Origin of the sequence: Inhella gelatinilytica, assembly GCF_016093295.1 — a bacterium.
In the GTDB taxonomy this organism is placed as follows: domain Bacteria; phylum Pseudomonadota; class Gammaproteobacteria; order Burkholderiales; family Burkholderiaceae_C; genus Inhella; species Inhella gelatinilytica.
In genome coordinates this window covers 129,998-149,915 of record NZ_JAEDAL010000003.1, presented here as the reverse complement: position 1 = coordinate 149,915, position 19,918 = coordinate 129,998, and the positions used below count along the sequence as shown (strand labels likewise).

The 19,918-nt window shown below is 63.3% G+C and carries 21 protein-coding genes; 14 read left to right on the top strand and 7 right to left on the bottom strand.

Annotated features, from left to right (window positions below):
- Positions 1 to 6 precede the first annotated feature (6 nt).
- Positions 7 to 1,092, bottom strand: coding sequence for a TRAP transporter substrate-binding protein (locus tag I7X43_RS08605; protein WP_198100526.1), 1,086 nt, complete (start codon positions 1,090 to 1,092; stop codon positions 7 to 9).
- A 72-nt stretch (positions 1,093 to 1,164) separates the two neighbouring features.
- Entirely contained in the window at positions 1,165 to 2,526 is a 1,362-nt protein-coding gene (gene pmbA / locus I7X43_RS08600; RefSeq protein WP_198100525.1) for a metalloprotease PmbA, read from the bottom strand.
- Positions 2,527 to 2,566: 40 nt separating this feature from the next.
- Between pmbA and yjgA the strand changes: the two genes are divergently transcribed.
- Complete coding sequence (yjgA, locus tag I7X43_RS08595) at positions 2,567 to 3,142, top strand: ribosome biogenesis factor YjgA (protein ID WP_198100524.1); 576 nt, start codon at positions 2,567 to 2,569, stop codon at positions 3,140 to 3,142.
- Positions 3,139 to 3,720: a molybdopterin adenylyltransferase gene (gene mog / locus I7X43_RS08590; RefSeq protein ID WP_198100523.1), complete on the top strand. Its 582-nt coding sequence runs from the start codon at positions 3,139 to 3,141 to the stop codon at positions 3,718 to 3,720. Before yjgA ends, mog begins: the two co-directional genes overlap by 4 nt.
- On the opposite strand, the gene cysE is transcribed toward mog, so the two are convergent.
- Positions 3,721 to 4,491, bottom strand: coding sequence for a serine O-acetyltransferase (gene cysE, locus I7X43_RS08585; protein WP_198100522.1), 771 nt, complete (start codon positions 4,489 to 4,491; stop codon positions 3,721 to 3,723).
- A 78-nt stretch (positions 4,492 to 4,569) separates the two neighbouring features.
- Complete coding sequence (locus I7X43_RS08580; protein ID WP_198100713.1) at positions 4,570 to 5,298, bottom strand: RNA methyltransferase; 729 nt, start codon at positions 5,296 to 5,298, stop codon at positions 4,570 to 4,572.
- 134 nt (positions 5,299 to 5,432) lie between these two features.
- On the opposite strand from I7X43_RS08580, the gene I7X43_RS08575 reads away from it, so the two are divergent.
- Both I7X43_RS08575 and mutS read left to right on the top strand, forming a co-directional pair.
- On the top strand, positions 5,433 to 6,347 hold the full coding sequence (locus I7X43_RS08575; protein ID WP_198100521.1) for an inositol monophosphatase family protein: 915 nt from the start codon (positions 5,433 to 5,435) through the stop codon (positions 6,345 to 6,347).
- Between the two features lie 67 nt (positions 6,348 to 6,414).
- Positions 6,415 to 8,997: a DNA mismatch repair protein MutS gene (gene mutS, locus I7X43_RS08570; protein WP_198100520.1), complete on the top strand. Its 2,583-nt coding sequence runs from the start codon at positions 6,415 to 6,417 to the stop codon at positions 8,995 to 8,997.
- Here mutS and I7X43_RS08565 read toward each other — a convergent pair whose 3' ends face one another.
- On the bottom strand, positions 8,998 to 9,228 hold the full coding sequence (locus I7X43_RS08565; protein WP_198100519.1) for a DUF1161 domain-containing protein: 231 nt from the start codon (positions 9,226 to 9,228) through the stop codon (positions 8,998 to 9,000).
- Positions 9,229 to 9,299: 71 nt separating this feature from the next.
- Here I7X43_RS08565 and I7X43_RS08560 point away from each other — a divergent pair, with 71 nt between their 5' ends.
- From I7X43_RS08560 to I7X43_RS08520, 9 genes are all read left to right on the top strand, one after another.
- Positions 9,300 to 10,103, top strand: a complete 804-nt coding sequence (locus I7X43_RS08560) for an alpha/beta hydrolase (protein ID WP_198100518.1) — start codon at positions 9,300 to 9,302, stop codon at positions 10,101 to 10,103.
- Between the two features lie 105 nt (positions 10,104 to 10,208).
- Entirely contained in the window at positions 10,209 to 11,867 is a 1,659-nt protein-coding gene (gene pyrG / locus I7X43_RS08555) for a CTP synthase (protein WP_198100517.1), read from the top strand.
- Complete coding sequence (gene kdsA / locus I7X43_RS08550) at positions 11,864 to 12,721, top strand: 3-deoxy-8-phosphooctulonate synthase (protein WP_198100516.1); 858 nt, start codon at positions 11,864 to 11,866, stop codon at positions 12,719 to 12,721. The genes pyrG and kdsA overlap by 4 nt, the downstream gene beginning before the upstream one ends.
- 21 nt (positions 12,722 to 12,742) lie before the next feature.
- Positions 12,743 to 13,051 carry a DUF1330 domain-containing protein gene (locus I7X43_RS08545; protein WP_198100515.1) on the top strand — a complete coding sequence of 103 codons (309 nt, stop codon included), beginning with the start codon at positions 12,743 to 12,745 and terminating at the stop codon, positions 13,049 to 13,051.
- 60 nt (positions 13,052 to 13,111) lie between these two features.
- The gene (eno, locus tag I7X43_RS08540; protein WP_198100514.1) at positions 13,112 to 14,398 is read left to right on the top strand and encodes a phosphopyruvate hydratase; all 1,287 of its coding nucleotides are present in this window, start codon (positions 13,112 to 13,114) and stop codon (positions 14,396 to 14,398) included.
- Between the two features lie 3 nt (positions 14,399 to 14,401).
- Complete coding sequence (locus I7X43_RS08535) at positions 14,402 to 14,704, top strand: septum formation initiator family protein (protein WP_198100513.1); 303 nt, start codon at positions 14,402 to 14,404, stop codon at positions 14,702 to 14,704.
- A 5-nt stretch (positions 14,705 to 14,709) separates the two neighbouring features.
- Positions 14,710 to 15,318 (top strand): nicotinamide riboside transporter PnuC, encoded by a 609-nt coding sequence (gene pnuC, locus I7X43_RS08530; protein WP_198100512.1) that lies wholly within the window; start codon positions 14,710 to 14,712, stop codon positions 15,316 to 15,318.
- Positions 15,315 to 15,860, top strand: a complete 546-nt coding sequence (locus I7X43_RS08525; RefSeq protein ID WP_198100511.1) for an AAA family ATPase — start codon at positions 15,315 to 15,317, stop codon at positions 15,858 to 15,860. The genes pnuC and I7X43_RS08525 overlap by 4 nt, the downstream gene beginning before the upstream one ends.
- A 46-nt stretch (positions 15,861 to 15,906) precedes the next feature.
- Positions 15,907 to 17,577, top strand: a complete 1,671-nt coding sequence (locus tag I7X43_RS08520; RefSeq protein WP_198100510.1) for a bifunctional metallophosphatase/5'-nucleotidase — start codon at positions 15,907 to 15,909, stop codon at positions 17,575 to 17,577.
- A 6-nt stretch (positions 17,578 to 17,583) separates the two neighbouring features.
- Here I7X43_RS08520 and hslO read toward each other — a convergent pair whose 3' ends face one another.
- On the bottom strand, positions 17,584 to 18,552 hold the full coding sequence (hslO, locus tag I7X43_RS08515) for an Hsp33 family molecular chaperone HslO (RefSeq protein ID WP_198100509.1): 969 nt from the start codon (positions 18,550 to 18,552) through the stop codon (positions 17,584 to 17,586).
- Positions 18,549 to 19,073, bottom strand: coding sequence for a gamma carbonic anhydrase family protein (locus I7X43_RS08510; RefSeq protein ID WP_198100508.1), 525 nt, complete (start codon positions 19,071 to 19,073; stop codon positions 18,549 to 18,551). The genes hslO and I7X43_RS08510 overlap by 4 nt, the downstream gene beginning before the upstream one ends.
- Positions 19,074 to 19,102: 29 nt before the next feature.
- Here I7X43_RS08510 and I7X43_RS08505 point away from each other — a divergent pair, with 29 nt between their 5' ends.
- Positions 19,103 to 19,909 carry a ferritin-like domain-containing protein gene (locus I7X43_RS08505; RefSeq protein WP_198100507.1) on the top strand — a complete coding sequence of 269 codons (807 nt, stop codon included), beginning with the start codon at positions 19,103 to 19,105 and terminating at the stop codon, positions 19,907 to 19,909.
- Positions 19,910 to 19,918 lie beyond the last annotated feature (9 nt).

The following is a 19,918-nucleotide window of genomic DNA, read 5'->3' as shown; positions in this document are numbered from 1 at the left end:
AAGCCTTTACAGCTTGTTGACCTTGCTCTGCATGTAGTTGTCGAAGAACGCTTCGGTGTAGCGGAACCAGCGATTGGCTTCCTTGCGGAACGCTGCATAGTCGCTGTAAACCTTCTTCCAGTTCGGGTTTTTGTTGGACAGGTCGCTGTATAGCGCCATGGATTCCTGGAAGGCCAAATCCATCACCGGAATCGGCATTTGAATCAGCTTGGCCTTGTTGGCCAGGAGCTGTGTCAGCGCGGCCGGGTTGCGCGCGTCGTACTTGGCCTGCATCTCGGTGTGCGCAAACGCAGATGCGGATTCAATGATGGCTTTGTACTCGGCAGGCAGGCTGTTGTAGGCCTTGGTGTTGATGTAGAGGTCCAGTTGAGGGCCACCTTCCCACCAACCGGGGTAGTGATAGAACGGCGCCACCTTGTAGAACCCCAGTTTTTGGTCGTCGTAGGGCCCCACCCACTCGGCGGCGTCGATCGTGCCCTTTTCCAGCGCTTGGTAGATCTCACCGCCCGGAATGTTTTGCGGCACACCCCCCATGCGCTCCAGCACCTTGCCGGCAAAACCGCCAATGCGCATCTTCAGGCCCTTGATGTCCGCAACCGACTTAATTTCCTTGCGGTACCAGCCCCCCATCTGAGCGCCGGTGTTGCCCATGGGGAAATGAATGATGTTGTAGTTCGCGTAGAACTCGCGCATGAGTTTCAGGCCATTGCCTTCGTACTGCCACGCGGTCATCTGACGGCTGTTCAGGCCAAACGGAATGGCGCACCCGATGGCAAAGGTTTCATCCTTGCCGAAAAAGTAGTACGGCGCGGTGTGTGCCATTTCCACCGTGGCGTTTTGCACGCCATCCACCACACCAAACGGCGGCATGAGTTCGCCACCAGCGTGAACCGAGATCTGGAACTTGCCGCCCGACATGTCGCTCACCTTTTTGGCGAACACTTCGGCAGCGCCAAAAATGGTGTCTAGCGCCTTCGGAAAGCTGGACGCCAAGCGCCAGCGCAGTGTGGTTTGCGCATGGGCTGCCGGGGCCACGCCCGCAGCAAGAATGCCGGCCAAACCAGCGTGACCGACAAACGAACGACGTTCCATCAAAGACTCCTTGGCAAAAAAAGGCCGCTCAGAGTCTAGGGAAGTCCCTCCAAAGAACGCTCAGGGCAAACCTCAGGTTCCGGCGACTTTCATTCGGCGCACGAGCACTGATCCGACCGTTTTGGCACCCATGGTGTACGCATCCGCACCGATGGCCACGATGTCGTTCAGCATCTCTCGCAAATTACCGGCGATGGTCACCTCCTGCACCGGGAAGGCAATCTCGCCGTTCTCCACCCAAAAACCACTGGCACCACGTGAATAGTCGCCCGTCACGTAGTTCACCCCCTGCCCCATCAGTTCCGTGACAAACAGCCCGCGATGCAGACGCTTCAGCATGGTCCTCAAGTCATCCCCTGGTGCGGTGCAGCGGCTGCGCATGACCAGGTTATGGGATCCGCCGGCATGGCCCGTGGTCTTCAGGCCCAGCTTCCGGGCTGAATAGCTAGACAAAAAATACCCCGCCAACTGCCCAGCTTCGACCACCCGCCGCTGAACAGTTTTCACCCCTTCATCGTCAAAGGCCGAACTGCCCTTGCCCCGCGGAATGAGGGGGTCTTCATCAATGTCAATGTGATTGGCCATGACCGACTGACCCAGGCTATCCAGCAGGAACGTCGCACGCCGATACAGCGCGCCACCGCTGGTGGCCTGAACCAAGGCGCCCAACAGCCCCACCGCCGCCGTGTTCTCAAACAGAATGGGCACTTCCGCGGTCGCCACTTTGCGCGCTTTCAAGCGCGACAGCGCCCGCTCCGCGGCATAGCGGCCAATGGCCTCCGGAGAGGCCAAGTCTGTAGCCGCCCGCTCTGAGCTGTACCAGGCGTCGCGCTGCATATCAGCACCGCGTCCCGCAATGGGTGCGACCGACAACGAATGCCGACTGCTGGCATAACCGCCCCGAAAGCCCCGACTGTTAGCGGCCGCAAAGTGCGACTGCTGGGCGGACACATGCGCGCCTTCGCTGTTGGTCACCCGCCGGTCAAGCCCGAGCGCTGCCGCTTCACATCGCAAGCCCAACTCGCACGCCATTTCTGCACTCAGATCCCACGGATGAAACAGATCCAGGTCTGGCGCAGGCCCCAAGAACAAATCCGTGGCATCGGGCAGCCCAGCCGCGGGGTCTTCTGCCGTAAACCGCGCGATGTCGTACGCCGCTTGTACCGTGTCGGTCAGGGCCCGATTAGAAAAATCCGAAGTGCTGGCATGGCCACGCCGCTGCCCCAAGTAAACCGTGACACCCAACGACTTGTCGCGGTTGCGCTCCACGTTCTCGAGCTTTCCCAAACGGACGGACACCGACAACCCCGTCCCTTCGCTCACCTCCGCCGCCGCGTCACTGGCCCCCAGACGCTTCGCGTGGGCCAACGTGCGATCCACGAGGTCTTGAAATTCGGCGGTAGTGTGGGTGAAGCCGTGGTTCGCGTGGGTCATGGGAGTGCTCGATCAAAGAGGTGCTCATTATGATGAGGCCATGGCAAACCCTGATCGCCCCAAGCGTGCCCGACCTGGCCCGCAATCTCACCTGCTGCACGACGCCGAGGACGAGGCCTACGGGCCCAGCAAGACCCAACTCAAGCGCGAAAGCGATGCCCTCCAAAAATTGGGGGAGGAGCTGTTGACCCTGCCCGAGAGCCGCCTGAGTAACCTGGACATGCCGGAATCGCTGCGTACGGCGCTGCGTGACTGCAAGAAGATCACCGCCCATGGCGGTCGACGTCGGCAATTGCAGTACATCGGGAAGCTCATGCGCCAGGTCGACCCCGGGCCCTTCGAAGAGGCCGTGGCCACCTTCAAATTGGGGCATGCGCAGGACCAACTCCGCCTTCACAGGCTTGAAGCGGTTCGCGCTGAACTCATCGCCCATGACACCGCCCTTCAGCACTACATCGATAGCCACCCTGGCGTGGATGTGCAGCAATTGCGTAGCCTGGTGCGTTCGGCCCGCAAGGACGCCGCAGCCAACCCCGAGGCTCGCAGCGGTCGCGGTTTCCGAGAACTCTTTCAATTTCTGAAGGATCAACCGGATGCAGCGGAGGCGGCGGAATGACCGCCCCCGAGCTGGATCGCGTTCGCATCGGTTTGGTCTCATGCTCAGACCGCGCCAGCAGCGGCGTCTATGAAGACAAGGGGCTGCCCGCACTCAAAGAGTGGTTGACTGAAGCGCTACACAACCCGATTGAGTTTGTCGAGCGATTGATCCCCGATGAGCGGGCCACCATCGCACTGGCCTTGAAGGACTTGGTCGATCTCGCTCGATGCGACCTCGTGTTGACGACGGGCGGAACCGGGCCAGCGCCGCGAGACGTCACCCCGGAAGCGACGCTCGACATCGCGGATCGCGTGATGCCGGGCTTTGGCGAGCAAATGCGTCAGATTTCGCTTCGGTTTGTGCCCACCGCTCTGCTATCTCGTCAGGTGGGTGTCATCCGCGGGCAGTGTCTGATTTTGAACTTGCCGGGACAACCCAAGGCCATTGCCGAAACCTTGGCTGGACTTCCCGATGCAGCTGGCATCTTTGCCGCGGTGCCCTACTGCATCGATTTACTGGGCGGGCCCTACCTTGAAACCCGCGAGACCGTCTGCAAAGCCTTCCGACCGAAGTCCGCCCTGCGCCCCCCACGATGATCAGGACGGTTTGACCAGGCGACTGAGCTGTTCGGCATCGAATCGCTCCGCTTCCTGCGCATCCGCAGGCACACAGTCTCGCTGCCCCTGTTCAAGCCGTTTGATCGCCGCCCACACCAGGGCGATTTGGTGTTCGTGACCCGCAGCGTTGTCAATGAGCCCTTTCAGGGCCTGGGCGACCGGGTCGTCCCCTTGAGTCACCGCGTACGCGCTGAACCCCATCTTGCTTGCCGCCTGTTCTCGCGCCTGATCTTGGCAAGCCTCAATGATTCGCGCGGGATTTCCGACCGCCGTGGCACCGGGGGGCACTGGTTTGGTGACGACCGCCCCGGAGCCGATCTTGGCCCCCTCCCCCACCGTGAAACCGCCGAGCACGCAGGCGTTGGCGCCCACCACCACGCCACGCGCCAACGTGGGGTGGCGCTTGGCGCCCTTGACCAGGGTGGTGCCACCCAGGGTGACGCCTTGATAAATCGTGACATCGTCATGGATCTCGGCCATCTCACCGATCACCACCCCCATGCCATGGTCGATGAACACCCGCCGACCAAATTGAGCGCCCGGGTGAATCTCGATGCCCGTAAACCACCGGCTGACCTGCGACACAAACCGCCCCAGGGTCTTGAATCCATGCACCCACAACCAATGGGCTCTTCGGTGCAGGATCAGGGCATGTAGCCCCGGATAACACCAGAAGACCTCCCAAGCCGTGCGTGCCGCGGGGTCACGCTCAAGAATGGTGGCGATGTCTTCGCGCAGTCGGGCAAACATGGTTCAAATTTCTAAGGACGAACGGCGAGTGTAGGCAGCCCCCGTGCGACCGGCCTTCGAAACCCAACAAACCCGTGGTCAGGTCCGGGGCATCTCCGACCCGGGGTTCGCACTGGCTGACTTCTGCATCGCCCGGGCGATGCCACGAAGAATGTGCACCTCTTCGCTCTGGACGCCCGCCCGATTGAAGAGTTGGTTCAGGCGCGGCATGAGCTTCTTGGGTGCCGCGGGGTCGAGAAACCCAATCTGAATCAGCGCCCGCTCCCAGTGCCGCAGCAAACCCTGCACCGCTTGGGCGTCGGCCAAATCCGGTGGCGCCGTGCGGGCCTGTACCGGGAAGCCTCCGAGCGCTTGGCGCCATTCATAGGCCAGCAATTGCACCGCCTGCGCCAAATTGAGGGACCCGTAATCGGGCGCCGTCGGAATGGAAACCACCGCGTGGCAGCGATAGACGTCCTCGTTGCTGAGACCCAAGCGCTCGCTACCGAAAACCAAGGCCAAGCTCGGCACCTGGGACTCTGTGGCCCACGCTTCAAAGAGGGGGCGTGGGGCGTGGCAAGCGGGGCCGAAATCACGCGGTGTCATGGCGGTACCCACCACCCGCTGCATGCCAGCCACCGCCTCCTCAAAGGAACCCACCACCCGAGCCGCACTCAGCACATCGGTAGCCCCACTGGCGAACGCGATCGTTTCAGGCTGCGTCAGCACATCGGCGAAGCGCGGCCGAACCAGCACAAGTTCACGGAACCCCATCACCTTGAGTGCCCGCGCCGCCGCGCCAACATTTCCCGGATGGCTCGGGTTCATCAGGACAAAACGGGTGAGAGTCACGCAAAACTCGTCAGACTTAGTAGAATCTCGCGATTATCCGAGGGCTGGCTGTTGCCAAGCCCTCCGTTCTTTTTCATCGCCAGCCCACCCCCATTCAGGAAGACCGCTTCATGTCGTCTGCAGCTCTGCATCCCATGCTCAACGTGGCCATCAAGGCCGCCCGCGCCGCTGGCGCTGTGATCAACCGCGCATCGCTGGACCTGGACAGCATCAAGGTGGGCACCAAGGCGACGAACGACTTCGTGACCGAAGTCGACCATGCGGCCGAAGCCGTCATCATCAAGACCCTGCTTGAGGCCTATCCTCAGCACGGCATCCTGGCCGAAGAATCCGGCAAAGAGCACGGCAACTCGCAGTCCGAGTACCAGTGGATCATCGACCCGCTGGATGGCACGACCAATTTCATTCACGGCCTGCCCATCTATGCCGTCTCCATCGCGCTCGCGCACCGCAATGTGGTGCAACAAGCGGTGGTGTACGACCCGACCCGCAACGACCTGTTCCATGCGAGCAAAGGCCGGGGCGCCTTCTTGAACGACCGCCGCCTGCGCGCATCGCGCCGCACCCGGTTGTCGGACGCCCTGGTGGGAACGGGTTTCCCCTTCCGCAAGGGGGACAACTTCAAGCGCTACCTGAAGCTGTTTGAAGAAATCATGCAGCAGACCGCTGGTGTACGACGCCCCGGTGCCGCCTCGCTGGACCTCTGCTACGTTGCCGCGGGCTATTACGACGCCTTTTTCGAGACCGGTTTGTCACCGTGGGACGTCGCCGCAGGCTCCCTGATCGTGCAAGAGGCCGGCGGGTTGTGCGGAAACTTCACCGGCGAATCGGATTTCCTCCACCAGCGGGAAATTTTGGCCGGATCACCCAAGATCTATGCCCAGTTGGTGCCGCTTCTGGCCCCCTACAGCCGCGTGATTCAAACCGAAGAATTGGCCACCGAGGCGCCTGCACCCGCCGGAGCCCAGCCCAAGTCACGCCGCGCTACGCTGGTTCGGGATCCCAGCAGCGACGTGCCACTCTGAAACCCCTACACTCAGCTCCTCCTAAAGCCCTCTCCCGAGGGCTTTGTTCATTTGCGATACCCGTTCGATGAGCGAGACCCTCGATTTCAGCGCCCACACGCCGCTCATGCAGCAGTACCTGCGCATCAAGGCGGAGCATGCCGACCTGCTGGTGTTCTTCCGGATGGGAGATTTCTACGAAGTCTTTTACGACGACGCCCGCAAGTGCAACGCGCTGTTGGACATCACGCTGACAGTTCGCGGCCAGAGTGGGGGGGAGCCCGTGGTGATGGCGGGCGTGCCCGTGGCGGCGCTGGAAAACTACCTCGCCAAGCTGTTGAAGCTGGGCGAGTCGGTCGCGATCGCGGAGCAAGTGGGCGAGGTGGGTGCCAGCAAAGGGCCGGTGGAGCGCAAGGTGGTGCGCATCGTGACGCCGGGCACCATCACCGATTCGGAGCTGCTGGCGGACAAGCAGGATGCGCCCTTGCTGGCGCTGCACGCCGCGGCGGGGCGCTTTGGTTTGTCCTGGGTGACGCTCTCACAGGGCGAAATCGGCCTCTTGGAATGCAGCCGCCAGGAGCTGTCCGGCTGGCTGGCCCGCTTGAACCCCGCCGAGATCTTGGTGGCCCGCGACCACAGCGCACCGGGCCAGCCCGAAGCCCTGGCGGTGGTGCGCGCCCCTGTGGCCGCACGCCCGGCCTGGCAGTTCGACACACCCCTGGGCGAGCGCAAGCTGTGCGAGCAACTCGGCGTGGCGAGCCTGCAGGGCCTGAATGCCCAAGATCTCCCGGTCGCCCAAGCCGCGGGCGGTGCGCTCCTGGCCTATCTGGAGCACACCCAAGGCCGCGCGCTGGGGCATGTCAAGCGACTCTCGGTGCTGCGCGCCACCGAGCTGATGGACCTACCGCCCGCCACGCAACGCAACCTGGAACTCACCCAGACCCTGCGCGGCGAGGACAGCCCCACCTTGCTCTCCTTGCTGGACAGCTGCCGCACGGGCATGGGCAGCCGCTGCTTGCGCCAGTGGCTGCTGACACCGCCACGCGACCGCCACCCGGCCATGGCGCGCCAGACCGCCATCGCCACCTTGATGGAATTGGGCTTTGACCCGCTGCGCGAGGCCTTGCGCCGCGTCTCGGACGTGGAGCGCATCGTCAGCCGCGTGGCCTTGCGCCAGGTGCGCCCACGCGAACTGGCCGGCTTGCGCGACACCCTGGCCGAGCTCCCCACCCTGGCCGCCTGCGTGCCACCCGGCGCCGGGCTTTTGAACGATTTGCGCGCCGCCCTGGCCACCCCACCCGGCGTCGAGGACCTGCTGCGCACCGCGCTGATGGAGCAGCCGGCCGTTTGGCTGCGCGATGGCGGTGTGATCGCCACCGGCTTTGACGCCGAACTGGACGAGTTGCGCGCCATCAACGCCAACTGCGACGCCTTCCTGCTGGATTTGGAAGCCCGCGAGCGCGAAGCCACCGGCATCCCCAACTTGCGCGTGCAGTTCAACAAGGTGCATGGGTTCTACATCGAGGTGACGCAGGGTCAAAAGGACAAAGTGCCGGACCGCTACCAGCGCCGCCAGACCCTCAAGAACGCCGAGCGCTTCATCACGCCCGAGCTGAAGGCGTTTGAGGACAAGGCGCTCTCCGCCAGCGAGCGCGCCTTGGCCCGTGAGAAATTCCTATTCGAGCGCTTGCTGGACGATCTCTCCACCTTCGTCGAGCCCCTGGCCCTCACGGCACGCGCCCTGGCCAGCCTGGACGTCTTGGCCGCACTGGCCGAGCGGGCCGCCACCTTGAACTGGTGCGCGCCGGAGTTTGTGTCCTACCCCTGCATCGATATCCAAGCCGGGCGCCACCCCGTCGTCGAAGCCCGCTTGGCCGAAACCAAGGGCACCGCCTTTCAACCCAACGATTGCCGCCTGGATGCCAAGCGCCGTTTGCTCGTCATCACCGGCCCCAACATGGGTGGCAAAAGCACCTTCATGCGCCAGGTGGCGTTGATCGCCCTGCTGGCCGCCATGGGCAGCTACGTGCCCGCCACCGCCTGCCGCCTGGGCCCGATGGACGCCATCCACACGCGCATCGGCGCGGCGGATGACCTCGCCAACGCCCAATCCACCTTCATGCTGGAGATGACCGAGGCAGCCGCCATCCTGCACGCCGCCAGCGAGCAAAGCCTGGTGCTCATGGACGAGATAGGCCGCGGCACCAGCACCTTCGACGGCTTGGCCTTGGCGGGCGCCATTGCCACGCATTTGCACGACAAAAACCGCTCGCTCACCCTCTTTGCCACGCACTACTTCGAGCTGACCGAACTGCCCGCCCAAAAGAGCGAAGCGCACAACGTGCACGTTTCCGCCGTGGAGGCGGGCGACGACATCGCCTTTCTGCACGAGCTGCAACCCGGCCCGGCCAGTCGCAGCTATGGCGTGCAGGTCGCGCGGCTGGCAGGTATGCCCGGCCCGGTGCTGCGCCAAGCCCGTTCAAGCCTCGAAGCCTTGGAAGCACAGAAGGTCGGCACGCAATCGCAAGTTGACCTGTTCGCAGCCCCGCCGCCCGCCCCCGTGGCCGACGAGCCCCAAGCCTTGCGCGCGCTCAAAGCCCTGGATGTGGACAGCTGCTCCCCGCGGGAGGCGCTGGAGCAGCTCTACCGGCTCAAAGGGCTGCTCACCTGATCACCCGCGCTCGTACGTGATGCGCTTGCGGCCGGCGTCGCATTGGCCCACCACTTTCTTCTCCCCCACCTGGTCGGCTGGCACGATGCTCAAGGTGTAGGCCTTGACCCCAGCGGCATCAAGCTTGGCCGCAATCTCTGTCTTGAGTTCCTCGCAGGGCTTGGGCGCTGCCACGGCGGGCGCGGCGAGCCAGGGGCTTAGTGCGAGGGCTAGATACTGGGATCTAAGCATGGAGCGATCTCCCTAAATCTCATTGAGGTGGAGGGCATTCTGCGATACGGCGGCCGGCACACTACGCGCCCATGTCGACGCTGCTCTTCTCCCACGCCAACAGTTACCCTGCCAGTTGCTACCGCCTGCTGTTCGAGCAATGGCGCGCGGCGGGTCACACCGTGCTGGCGCTCCCGCAATATGGGCACGATCCCCGGTTCCCGGTGCGTAGCAACTGGAATGAGCTGGTGGCGCAGCTGCTGGACTTCGCGGACGCCGAACTGCCCCCCACCCAACCCCGTGTCTTGGTTGGGCATTCTCTGGGCGGCGCCCTGAGCCTGCTGGCGGCCTGCAAACGGCCGGCGACCGTGCAGGCGGTGGTGATGCTGGACACCCCCTACGTCAGTGGCTGGCGCGCCCGCGTGGTGCAAGCCGGTAAGGCCAGTGGTTGGATCCACCGCGTACCGCCGGCTGCTGTGGCCCAGCGGCGGCGCAACCATTGGCCCGACCGGCAGAGCCTCGAAACACACTTTCGCAGCAAGCCTTACTTCCAGGCCTGGGACCCGCGCGTGCTGCAGGATTACCTGGACACGGCCTTCGAACCCGACCCCGAGCGCGGAGGCTGGCGCCTGACTTTTTTGCGAGAGGTGGAGACCGCCATCTACGCGACCCTGCCACATCACCTGAACCGTGCGACCCGCGGCTTGCGCGTGCCGGTGGGGCTGATCGCGGGGCGTGACAGCGAGGAAATGCGCCAGGGCGGTTGGGACGCCACGCAACGCTTTGTCGGACCGAACCTGCGTATCGTGGAAGGGGGGCACCTCTTCCCGTTTGTGCGGCCCGAAACAACGGCGCACCAGGTACTGGATCTGATCGAAGAGCTCGTTCGCGGGTAAACCCCAGCCGTTATACTTCGCCTTTCCTCTTGAGCGTTTTCGGCCTGCACGGCCCCCCGCATCGATGCCAAGGGGGTGCAGCGCGTGGGAATGCCCTGCACAAACATGACCAAATACGTGTTCGTCACCGGCGGTGTGGTGTCCTCCCTGGGCAAGGGTGTGGCCGCTGCCTCCTTGGCTGCTTTGCTTGAGTCGCGTGGCCTCAAGGTCACGCTGATCAAACTGGACCCTTACATCAACGTGGACCCGGGCACGATGAGCCCGTTCCAGCATGGCGAGGTCTTCGTCACCGACGACGGCGCCGAGACCGACCTGGACCTGGGCCACTACGAGCGCTTCATCACCACCCGGATGAAACGCGCCAACAACTTCACCACCGGTCAGATCTACAAGTCGGTGCTGGAGAAGGAGCGCCGCGGCGACTACCTCGGCAAGACCGTGCAGGTGATTCCGCACATCACCAACGAGATTCAGGATTTCGTCAAGCGCGGTGCGGGTGCCGGGACCGACGACGCAGTGGATGTGGCCATCGTGGAGATCGGCGGCACGGTGGGCGACATCGAGTCCCTGCCCTTCTTGGAAGCTGCGCGTCAGATGAGCCTGCGCATGGGCCAGACCAATACGGCCTTCGTGCACCTGACCTATGTGCCTTGGATCGCTGCCGCCGGGGAATTGAAGACCAAGCCGACGCAGCACACGGTCCAAAAACTGCGCGAAATCGGCATTCAGCCCGACGCCCTGCTCTGCCGTGCAGACCGACGGATCCCGGAAGACGAGCGGGAAAAGATCTCGCTCTTCACCAACGTGCCCGAGTACGGCGTGATTTCGATGTGGGACGTCAACACCATTTACAAGGTGCCGCGTGTCCTTCACGAACAGGGGCTGGACCAGCTCATTTGCACCAAGTTACAACTCAGCACCCGCAGCACCGACTTGACGCGCTGGGACACCCTGGTGCGCGAAGTCGAGCACCCACAGCACGAAGTGCGCATTGCCATGTGCGGCAAGTACACCGATTTGTCTGATTCGTACAAATCACTCAACGAGGCGCTGCGCCACGCCGGCATCCACAACCACGCTCGCGTCAATATCGAGTACCTGGACTCCGAAGCGCTGGAGTCTGCCGATATTGAGCAGCTCGCCCAATACGACGCCATCTTGGTGCCGGGTGGCTTCGGTAAGCGGGGGGTGGAAGGCAAGATTCGCGCCGCTCAATATGCACGCGAACACAAGATCCCGTACCTGGGCATTTGCTTGGGCATGCAAGTGGCCACGATCGAATACGCCCGCCACATGGCCGGCCTAGAAGGTGCCAACAGTTCCGAGATGGAACCCGAGGCACCGCACAAAGTGATCGCCCTCATCGACGAGTGGCTGGACGCCGATGGCTCCATTCAGAAGCGCGATGTCCATTCGGACCTCGGCGGCACCATGCGCCTGGGCGCGCAAAGTTCCGATGTCAAACCCGGCACGCTGGCCCACAGCATCTACGGGGATGTGGTGACCGAGCGCCACCGCCACCGTTATGAAGCCAATGAGCACTATCTGGATCAACTTCAGGCGGCGGGGCTGGTGATTTCAGCCATCACCCAGCGTGAGAAGTTGACTGAAATCGTCGAGTTGCCGCAAAACGTGCACCCCTGGTTCATGGGCGTGCAGTTCCACCCCGAGTTCAAGAGCACGCCTTGGGAAGGCCACCCGCTGTTCATTGCGTATATCAAGGCGGCGTTGGCTCAAAAAGCGCGCAAAGGAGGCCAAGCATGAAGCTGTGCGGGTTCGAGGTTGGGCTGGACAAGCCGTTCTTCCTGATTGCGGGGCCCTGCGTCGTTGAAAGCGAGCAGCTCCAAATGGACGCAGCCGGTCAACTCAAGGAAATGACCGCAGCCCTGGGCATTCCGTTCGTTTTCAAGTCCAGCTTTGACAAGGCCAACCGAACCAGCGCCACGGCGTTCCGGGGCGTGGGCATGGAAAAAGGCCTTGAAATTCTGGCCAAAGTCCGCCGGGAGTTGAACATCCCCGTGATCACGGACGTACATCGTGAAGACGAAATCGCCCCCGTCGCTGCCGTGGTGGACATGCTGCAAACGCCGGCCTTGCTCGCGCGCCAAACCGACTTCATCCAGGCGGTCGCTCGCTCGGGTAAGCCGGTGAATATCAAGAAGGGCCAGTTCATGGCCCCGGGCGACATGAAGAACGTGATCGACAAGGCCCGCATCGCCGCACGCGAAGCGGGCTTGAACGAAGATTCCTTCCTGGCCTGCGAGCGGGGCGTGAGCTTCGGCTACAACAACCTGGTGAGCGACATGCGCTCGCTGGCCATCATGCGCGAAACCAGGGCCCCGGTGGTTTTTGATGCCACCCACAGCGTGCAGCTGCCGGGCGGACAAGGCACCAGCAGTGGCGGCATGCGCGAGTTTGTACCGGTATTGGCTCGGGCTGCCATCGGAGCCGGTGTGGCAGGTCTCTTCATGGAGACCCACCCCGATCCGAATCAGGCATTGTGTGACGGTCCCAATGCGGTGCCGCTCAAGCACATGCGCGCCCTGCTGGAACAACTGGCGGCCTTGGATCGCATCGTCAAATCTCAGCCTCTGCTGGAAAACGATTTCGCCTGCTGAGGCCCCGCCCTGTTTGCATCCATGAGCACCACGCCTGCCTACGCCCTCATCACCGTCAAGATCACCGACTCCGAAGCCTTCAAAGCCTACATGGCGGCGGCCCCTGCCAGCATCGCTGCCTGTGGGGGCGAGTACCTGGTTCGCGGCGGTGCTTTCGAAACCGTTGAAGGCGACTGGAACCCAGCGCGAATCACGGTCCTGCGCTTTCCCAGCATGGAGCGGGCCAAGGCCTGGTACCACGGCGACGCCTATACCCAGGCACGGGGCTTTCGCGCCGGAGCCACCGAGTATTTCAATGTCACGTTGGTCGAGGGCTACGCGCCGGTCTGAGTACGGCGGGTTACGTCCCTAGACTTCACGAACTGGATTTTTCACTTCTCAAGGAACGCCATGAGCGCCATTGTTGACATCGTCGGCCGCGAGATTCTCGACAGCCGGGGCAACCCCACCGTTGAATGCGATGTGCTGTTGGAATCCGGCACGCTGGGCCGTGCCGCGGTACCCAGCGGCGCCAGCACGGGCAGCCGTGAAGCCATCGAACTGCGCGACGGCGACAAGAGCCGCTACCTGGGCAAGGGCGTGCTGAAGGCCGTCCAGCACATCAACACCGAAATCTGCGAGGCCGTCATGGGCCTGGATGCGGCCGAGCAAGCCTTCCTGGACAAGACGCTCATTGACTTGGACGGTACCGAGAACAAGAGCCGCCTGGGCGCCAACGCCATGCTGGCGGTCTCCATGGCCGTGGCCCGCGCCGCGGCGGAAGAGTCGGGCCTGCCCCTTTACCGCTACTTCGGCGGCATGGGCGGCTGCCAATTGCCGGTGCCGATGATGAACGTCGTCAACGGCGGCGCCCACGCCAACAACAACCTGGACCTGCAAGAGCTGATGATCGTCCCCGTCGGCGCCACCAGCTTCCGCGAGGCCCTGCGCTGGGGCGCCGAGGTGTTCCACGCGCTGAAGAAGATCCTGCACGACCAAGGCATGAGCATCGCCGTCGGTGACGAAGGCGGCTTCGCCCCCAACGTGCCCAGCCACGAGGCTGCGATCCAAATGATCCTGCAGGCCATCGAGGCCGCGGGTTACACCCCGGGCACACAGATCGCCCTGGCGCTGGACTGCGCGGCCAGCGAGTTCCACAAGGACGGCCTGTACCACCTCGACGGTGAGGGCGGCCTGAAGCTGACCAGCCACCAGTGGACCGACATGCTGGCCACTTGGGTCGACAAGTACCCCATCATCTCCATCGAAGACGGCATGGGCGAAAGCGATTGGGACGGCTGGAAGCACCTGACCGAACGCTTGGGCAAGAAGGTTCAACTGGTGGGTGATGACCTGTTTGTCACCAACACCAAGATCCTGAAGGAAGGCATCGACAAGGGTATCGCCAACTCGATCCTCATCAAGATCAACCAGATCGGCACCCTGACCGAGACCTTTGCTGCCATTGAGATGGCCAAGCGCGCGGGTTACACGGCCGTCATCTCGCACCGCTCGGGCGAAACCGAAGACAGCACCATTGCCGACATCGCCGTGGGCTTGAACGCGGGGCAGATCAAGACCGGTTCCCTGTCGCGCTCGGACCGCATGGCCAAGTACAACCAGCTGCTGCGCATTGAAGAAGATCTGGGGGACGTCGCGGTCTACCCGGGCCGTTCGGCGTTCTACAACCTGCGCTAAGTCTTGCGCTTCATCGCCCTCTTGCTGGCAGCCGGCCTGATCTGGGTTCAAGCCCAGCTCTGGTTCGGCCAGCGCTCGGCCGCGCGCGTGGCCGAGCTGCAAACCCAGTTGCAGCAGCAAGAGCAGGCCAACGCCCAGGCGCGTGAAACCCAGACCCGGGCCCGGGCGGAACTGAAGGACTTGCGCGAGGGGCTGGAAATGGTCGAAGAAAAGGCCCGCTTCGAGTTGGGCCTGATCAAGCCTGACGAGATCTTCGTGAAATTGCCCCTTGATCCGGCGTCCCGAGCCTCAGGCTCGAAACGCTAAGCCCCATGGACGCGCTGCTCCAACCGGCCTGGACCCTGGTCGGCACCCCGTTCACGTGGCTTGAACTCCTTGCTTTCCTGCTGTCCATCGCCATGGTGCTGGCCAACATGCGCCAGTGGTTGGTCGGGTGGCCCCTGGCGGCCGCCTCGTCCCTCCTCTATGGTCTGCTCTTCTTCCACGGTCAGCTGTACGGGGAGGCCGCTCTTCAGCTGTTCTTCGTGGCCATGGCCATTTGGGGTTTCCTGCAGTGGTGGCAAGGGCGAGCACAATCCACGTTGACGGTTCGGCGCATGGCCCCCACGGCCTGGGCGTGGAGCTTGGGCAGCATTGCTGTGGGAGCGCCCCTCTTGGGTTGGGTGCTGGACCACTACACCGACTCCCCGCTCCCGTATTGGGACGCCGTGCCCACGGTCGCCAGCGTGGTAGCCACCGTTCAACTGGGCCGCAAGTACCTTGAGAACTGGGGGTTTTGGGTGGCGGTCAATGCCGTCTCCGTGATCCTTTTCTCCCTGCGCGCCTACTGGCTCACGGTCCTGCTTTACGCGGCCTTCATCCCCTTGTCGGTTCTGGGTTGGAGGGCATGGGCTCGGGCGCCACGGATGCCCCGTCCATGAGTTGTCGCGTGGCCTTGCTGGGGGCCGAGTGCACCGGCAAGAGCACCCTGACAGCCCTACTCGGATTGCAATACGCCACCCACAACGCGGCGACCGTCAGCGAATACCTGCGTGAGTGGTGCATTCGCGAACGTCGCACGCCGGCTCGCGAGGAACAGGCTCACATTGCGGACGAACAAACCCAGCGCATTGCGGCCGCTGCGAAGGCCCACCCGCTGGTGATCGCAGACACCACGGCCCTGATGACCGCGGTCTACAGCCTGCATTACTTTTACGATGCTCAGGCGCTGACAGCGGCACTGAGCGCCCAGCGCCACTTCGACTTGACCCTGCTCTGCAGCCCCGAAGGCATTCCCTGGATTTCAGATGGGCACCTGCGGGAGTCCCCAGCGGTCCGGGCTTCCACACATGCAGAACTGCTGGCTTTGCTTCAGGCCCAGGACATCCCCCATCAAGTCCTGGCGGGGCCCATGAGTGAGCGCTTACCCCGAGCACAAGCCCTCATTCAGGCGCTGCCTTCCTTTCCGCACTCGCTTTCTTGACGCGGTATTCGCACGAGAATCGCGCTTTTCGGCGCGGGTTCCTCCCATGAAGCATGTTCTGCGCGGCATCGGCCTCTCCGCCGCAGCCCTCCTGACCGCTTGTTCGCACACCCCTTCGGCGCAGCCGCCCGTTGCGCAAGCTCCCGTTCGGGTGCAGGTCTTGGCGATCAACGACTTTCACGGCAACTTGATGCCGCCGGCTGCCTTCCGCATGAACGACCCTGCGGATCCATCGAAGGTCCTGCAAATCCCGGTTGGCGGCTCCAAGGCGCTGGCAACGGCCGTCAAGACCCTTCGCGCCCGGGAACCCAATCATGTCTTTGTTGCGGCAGGTGATTTGATTGGAGCGAGCCCCCTGCTGTCGGCCCTCTTTCACGACGAACCCTCCCTTGAGTCACTCAGCCTCATGGGGTTGCACATCTCGGCCGTGGGCAACCACGAGTTCGATAAAGGTCATGTGGAACTGCTGCGCCGTATCCGTGGGGGGTGCCATCCCACCGAGGGTTGCAAAGGGTCGAATCCGTACAAGGGCATCAGCTTTGAATACCTCGCAGCCAGCACCATTGATGTCCAGTCCGGCAAGACCCTATTGCCCGCCTATTCCGTTCGACACTTCGAGGGCGTCCCGGTCGCCTTCATCGGCTTAACCCTCAAGGGAACGCCCGATCTGGTGTTGCCCAGTGCCATAGAGGGTCTGCGATTCGACGACGAGGTCCAGACCGTTAATCGACTGGTTCCCGAATTGAAAGCCCAAGGCATCGAAGCCATCGTGGTGCTGATCCACGAAGGCGGGTACCCCACTGGGGGCCACAATGAATGTCCCGGCATCAGCGGTCCCATCGTGGATTTGACCCAGCGCTTTGACCCCGCGGTCGACGTGGTGGTGTCCGGGCACACCCACCGGGCCTATACCTGTCGCATTGCCGGCAAGCTGGTCACCAGTGGTGACAAATACGGTTCCATCGTCACCGAGATTGAACTGCAACTGGACCGCAAGACCCGGGACGTGCAAACGAGCCAGGCCAAAAACCACCTGGTCCGCCTGGACCAGTACGCCCCTGATGCCGACCAGACTCGGCTCCTCGACACCTACCTTCAACAAGCCAAACCCTTGATGGAGCGAGAAATCGGCCGGCTGGATCAGGAAATCCGGACGGGTGCGGGGGATCGCGCAGGCGGCTGGCCCATGGGGCATTTGGTGGCCGATGCGCAACTCGCGGCGGTCCGGCATCTCGGGGTCGAACTGGCGCTGACCAACACGGGGGGGGTTCGGGCCCCCTTACCGCGACACGCCGACGGCCTGATTCGCTTTGCGGACCTCTACACGGCCCAGCCTTTTGGCAACACCTTGGTCATGATGACGCTCAGTGGTGCCGAATTGCAGAAACTCATTGAGAGCCAATGGCGCGAGAGTGGTCGCTACGACCCGCTTCAGCCCTCCACAGGCCTGAGCTACACATGGGACGCCCGACGCCCGTTGGGGGCCCGCATCGTGCCGGGCAGCCTGATGCTGAACGGCCGTCCTGTGACGCCCGAGCGCGAAATCCGCCTTGTGGTCAACAACTTCGTCGCCGAAGGCGGTGATGGCTTCCCCGGATTTCGGGCCGGCCGCCAACGGCAAAACGCCATGCTGGACGTGGAGGCCTTGGAGACCTACATCCAAGCCCAGCGCACGGTGCGCGCCCCCGCGCTGGACCGCATTCGTCGCGTGGACTGACGGCGCTTACTGCAGGCCGCTGGGGGCCGCGCTCACACCGCCCCCGGTCTGAAACAGCTGCGCGCAATCCACGGCATCGAAACGGTACGGGTGGCCACAAAAGTTGCAGGCGATTTCAACATCGGCACGCTCTGCGAGGATGGACTCAATCTCCTCGCGCCCCAGACCCACCAGCATGCGCCCCACCCGTTCGCGCGAACAAGTACAGGCGAACCGGGGCGTTGCGGGTTCAAAAACCCTCAGGGGTTCTTCCCAGAACAGGCGGTGAAGCACCTCTTGAATCGGGAGGCCCAAAAGCTCTTCCGACTTCAAGGTTTCGACTTTCATGGCCAAGCGCGGGAAGGCGTCTTCCAACTCCGCTGCGCGCTCGGCGCCCAAGTGCCCCTCCAAATTGCCTTCGCCGCTCAGCGGCATGCGCTGAATCATCAACCCGGCTGCGCTGTGCGCATCGGCAGCCAGCACGATCTTCGTGTCCAACTGCTCGGAGAGCCGCATGTACTGCTCCACCGCTTGCGCCAATCGACTGAAGCGGGCGGCCTGTTCGTCGTTGAGGGGCACTACGCCCTGGTACGGTGGCACGCCACTGGGGCGGTCATCGGCATCCAGCGTGATGGCACAACGTCCCCCGCCATGGACATTGAGCAAGTCGGCCAAGTCGAACTGCCCCTGGCTGTCCAGGCGCGGAACCGCCGCCGTGACGGTTGCCGTGGCGCGATACGTGAGTTCGGTGCGCGCCTCCGCGACGGCCAATTTCACCGGTCCGTCGCCCGCCATCTGCAACACCAAGGCCCCTTGGAACTTCAGGTTGCCTTGCAGCAGCAGCGCACAGGCACTCATTTCCCCAAGCAGGGTCGTTACGGCCTCGGGTAGCGGCTCCGATCGACGAGCTTGCATGTCCCGCCATCCATCGGTGAGCCGAACGGCCACCCCACGTACGGGCAAGCCTTCAAACAAAAACTTCTGAAACTCACTCATGCCACTGCTTCCAATTCCGCCCCGTACCGGACCCCGTTCTGCGCGTAGTACGCGGCGGATTGCCGCAGGCGCGCACTTTCTTCTTCGGTCAGTTCTCGCAGCAGCTTGGCCGGGCTCCCCACAATCAAGCTGCGCGGCGGGAACACCTTGCCTTCGGTCACCAGGGCGCCGGCCCCCACCAAGCTTCCCGCACCGATGCGCGCACCGTTGAGCACCACGGCCTGAATGCCGATCAAACACCCCGCTTCGACGTGACACCCATGCACCATGGCCTGATGCCCGATGGTGACGTCGTGCTCAATGACCAGGGGAAACCCACTGTCCGCGTGCAACACCGCGTTGTCTTGCACGTTGACCCGGTCGCCCAGCGTCAAGGTATCCGAATCGCCACGAAGCACGGCACCGAACCACACCGAGTTGTCGGCCCCCAGCGTCACACGCCCGACGACGGTGGCATTGGGCGCCACCCATGCCGTCACGGGAACAACGGGGGCATGCTCGCCCAGCCGATAAATGCTCATTTGCAGCCTCCACGGGATAATCGCAACCCATGATTGTCGAGCTTCGCCAGCGTGCACTGGATCTCTTGTGCGAACCCGATCCGGTCACCAAAGCGCAGGCGGTGCAGGACCTGTGGGCGGCATACCGGGCGGGGCAACTCACGTTGGATGCTGAGCGATCCCTCGTCCCCACCCACGCCATTCCCGGCCGACCGCCCGCCCCGCGTCTTGTGGCGCATGTGGCCATCCGCAGCCGCAGCCCTCACCTGGCAGCGGGTCGCGCCGTTCTGCTGCACGCGATCGCGCACATTGAATTCAATGCCATCAATTTGGCCCTGGACGCCGTGCAGCGTTTTTCCGGGCTACCGCTCGCGTTTTATTCGGATTGGTTGCAGGTGGCGGCTGAAGAGGGCCAGCACTTTCAACTGCTGCGTGAACACTTGCAAACCCTGGACTGCGACTATGGCGCGCTGGAGGCGCACGATGGCCTGTGGACGATGTGCGAGCGCACGGCGCACGACTTTCGCGCCCGCATGGCCTTGGTTCCACGCACTTTAGAAGCCCGCGGCTTGGATGCCACCCCCCCGCTGCAGAGGAAGTTCGCCGCGGCGGGGGATGCACGCGCGGTCGAGATCTTGGACCTCATCCTGCGCGACGAAATAGGGCATGTGGCCATCGGCAATCGCTGGTACCACTGGGCCTGTGAACGGGACGGCGTGGACCCCGAAACCGACTTCCCCGCCTTGTGTGCGCGTTATCAAGCGCCGCGTCCCCGCAAGCCGCTGAATCTGGGCGCCCGCGCGTTGGCTGGGTTCACGGCTGACGAATTGCAACGCCTGGAAGCTCAGGCCCAATAAATTTTTCCC

What these genes read in the sequence shown, in the direction of transcription:
- I7X43_RS08605 (WP_198100526.1), bottom strand. Translation starts at nt 1,092, where the DNA reads ATGGAACGTCGTTCGTTTGTCGGTCACGCTGGTTTGGCCGGCATTCTT.
- pmbA (WP_198100525.1), bottom strand. Translation starts at nt 2,526, where the DNA reads ATGACCCACGCGAACCACGGCTTCACCCACACTACCGCCGAATTTCAA.
- yjgA (WP_198100524.1), top strand. Translation starts at nt 2,567, where the DNA reads ATGGCAAACCCTGATCGCCCCAAGCGTGCCCGACCTGGCCCGCAATCT.
- mog (WP_198100523.1), top strand. Translation starts at nt 3,139, where the DNA reads ATGACCGCCCCCGAGCTGGATCGCGTTCGCATCGGTTTGGTCTCATGC.
- cysE (WP_198100522.1), bottom strand. Translation starts at nt 4,491, where the DNA reads ATGTTTGCCCGACTGCGCGAAGACATCGCCACCATTCTTGAGCGTGAC.
- I7X43_RS08580 (WP_198100713.1), bottom strand. Translation starts at nt 5,298, where the DNA reads ATGAACCCGAGCCATCCGGGAAATGTTGGCGCGGCGGCGCGGGCACTC.
- I7X43_RS08575 (WP_198100521.1), top strand. Translation starts at nt 5,433, where the DNA reads ATGTCGTCTGCAGCTCTGCATCCCATGCTCAACGTGGCCATCAAGGCC.
- mutS (WP_198100520.1), top strand. Translation starts at nt 6,415, where the DNA reads ATGAGCGAGACCCTCGATTTCAGCGCCCACACGCCGCTCATGCAGCAG.
- I7X43_RS08565 (WP_198100519.1), bottom strand. Translation starts at nt 9,228, where the DNA reads ATGCTTAGATCCCAGTATCTAGCCCTCGCACTAAGCCCCTGGCTCGCC.
- I7X43_RS08560 (WP_198100518.1), top strand. Translation starts at nt 9,300, where the DNA reads ATGTCGACGCTGCTCTTCTCCCACGCCAACAGTTACCCTGCCAGTTGC.
- pyrG (WP_198100517.1), top strand. Translation starts at nt 10,209, where the DNA reads ATGACCAAATACGTGTTCGTCACCGGCGGTGTGGTGTCCTCCCTGGGC.
- kdsA (WP_198100516.1), top strand. Translation starts at nt 11,864, where the DNA reads ATGAAGCTGTGCGGGTTCGAGGTTGGGCTGGACAAGCCGTTCTTCCTG.
- I7X43_RS08545 (WP_198100515.1), top strand. Translation starts at nt 12,743, where the DNA reads ATGAGCACCACGCCTGCCTACGCCCTCATCACCGTCAAGATCACCGAC.
- eno (WP_198100514.1), top strand. Translation starts at nt 13,112, where the DNA reads ATGAGCGCCATTGTTGACATCGTCGGCCGCGAGATTCTCGACAGCCGG.
- pnuC (WP_198100512.1), top strand. Translation starts at nt 14,710, where the DNA reads ATGGACGCGCTGCTCCAACCGGCCTGGACCCTGGTCGGCACCCCGTTC.
- I7X43_RS08525 (WP_198100511.1), top strand. Translation starts at nt 15,315, where the DNA reads ATGAGTTGTCGCGTGGCCTTGCTGGGGGCCGAGTGCACCGGCAAGAGC.
- I7X43_RS08520 (WP_198100510.1), top strand. Translation starts at nt 15,907, where the DNA reads ATGAAGCATGTTCTGCGCGGCATCGGCCTCTCCGCCGCAGCCCTCCTG.
- hslO (WP_198100509.1), bottom strand. Translation starts at nt 18,552, where the DNA reads ATGAGTGAGTTTCAGAAGTTTTTGTTTGAAGGCTTGCCCGTACGTGGG.
- I7X43_RS08510 (WP_198100508.1), bottom strand. Translation starts at nt 19,073, where the DNA reads ATGAGCATTTATCGGCTGGGCGAGCATGCCCCCGTTGTTCCCGTGACG.
- I7X43_RS08505 (WP_198100507.1), top strand. Translation starts at nt 19,103, where the DNA reads ATGATTGTCGAGCTTCGCCAGCGTGCACTGGATCTCTTGTGCGAACCC.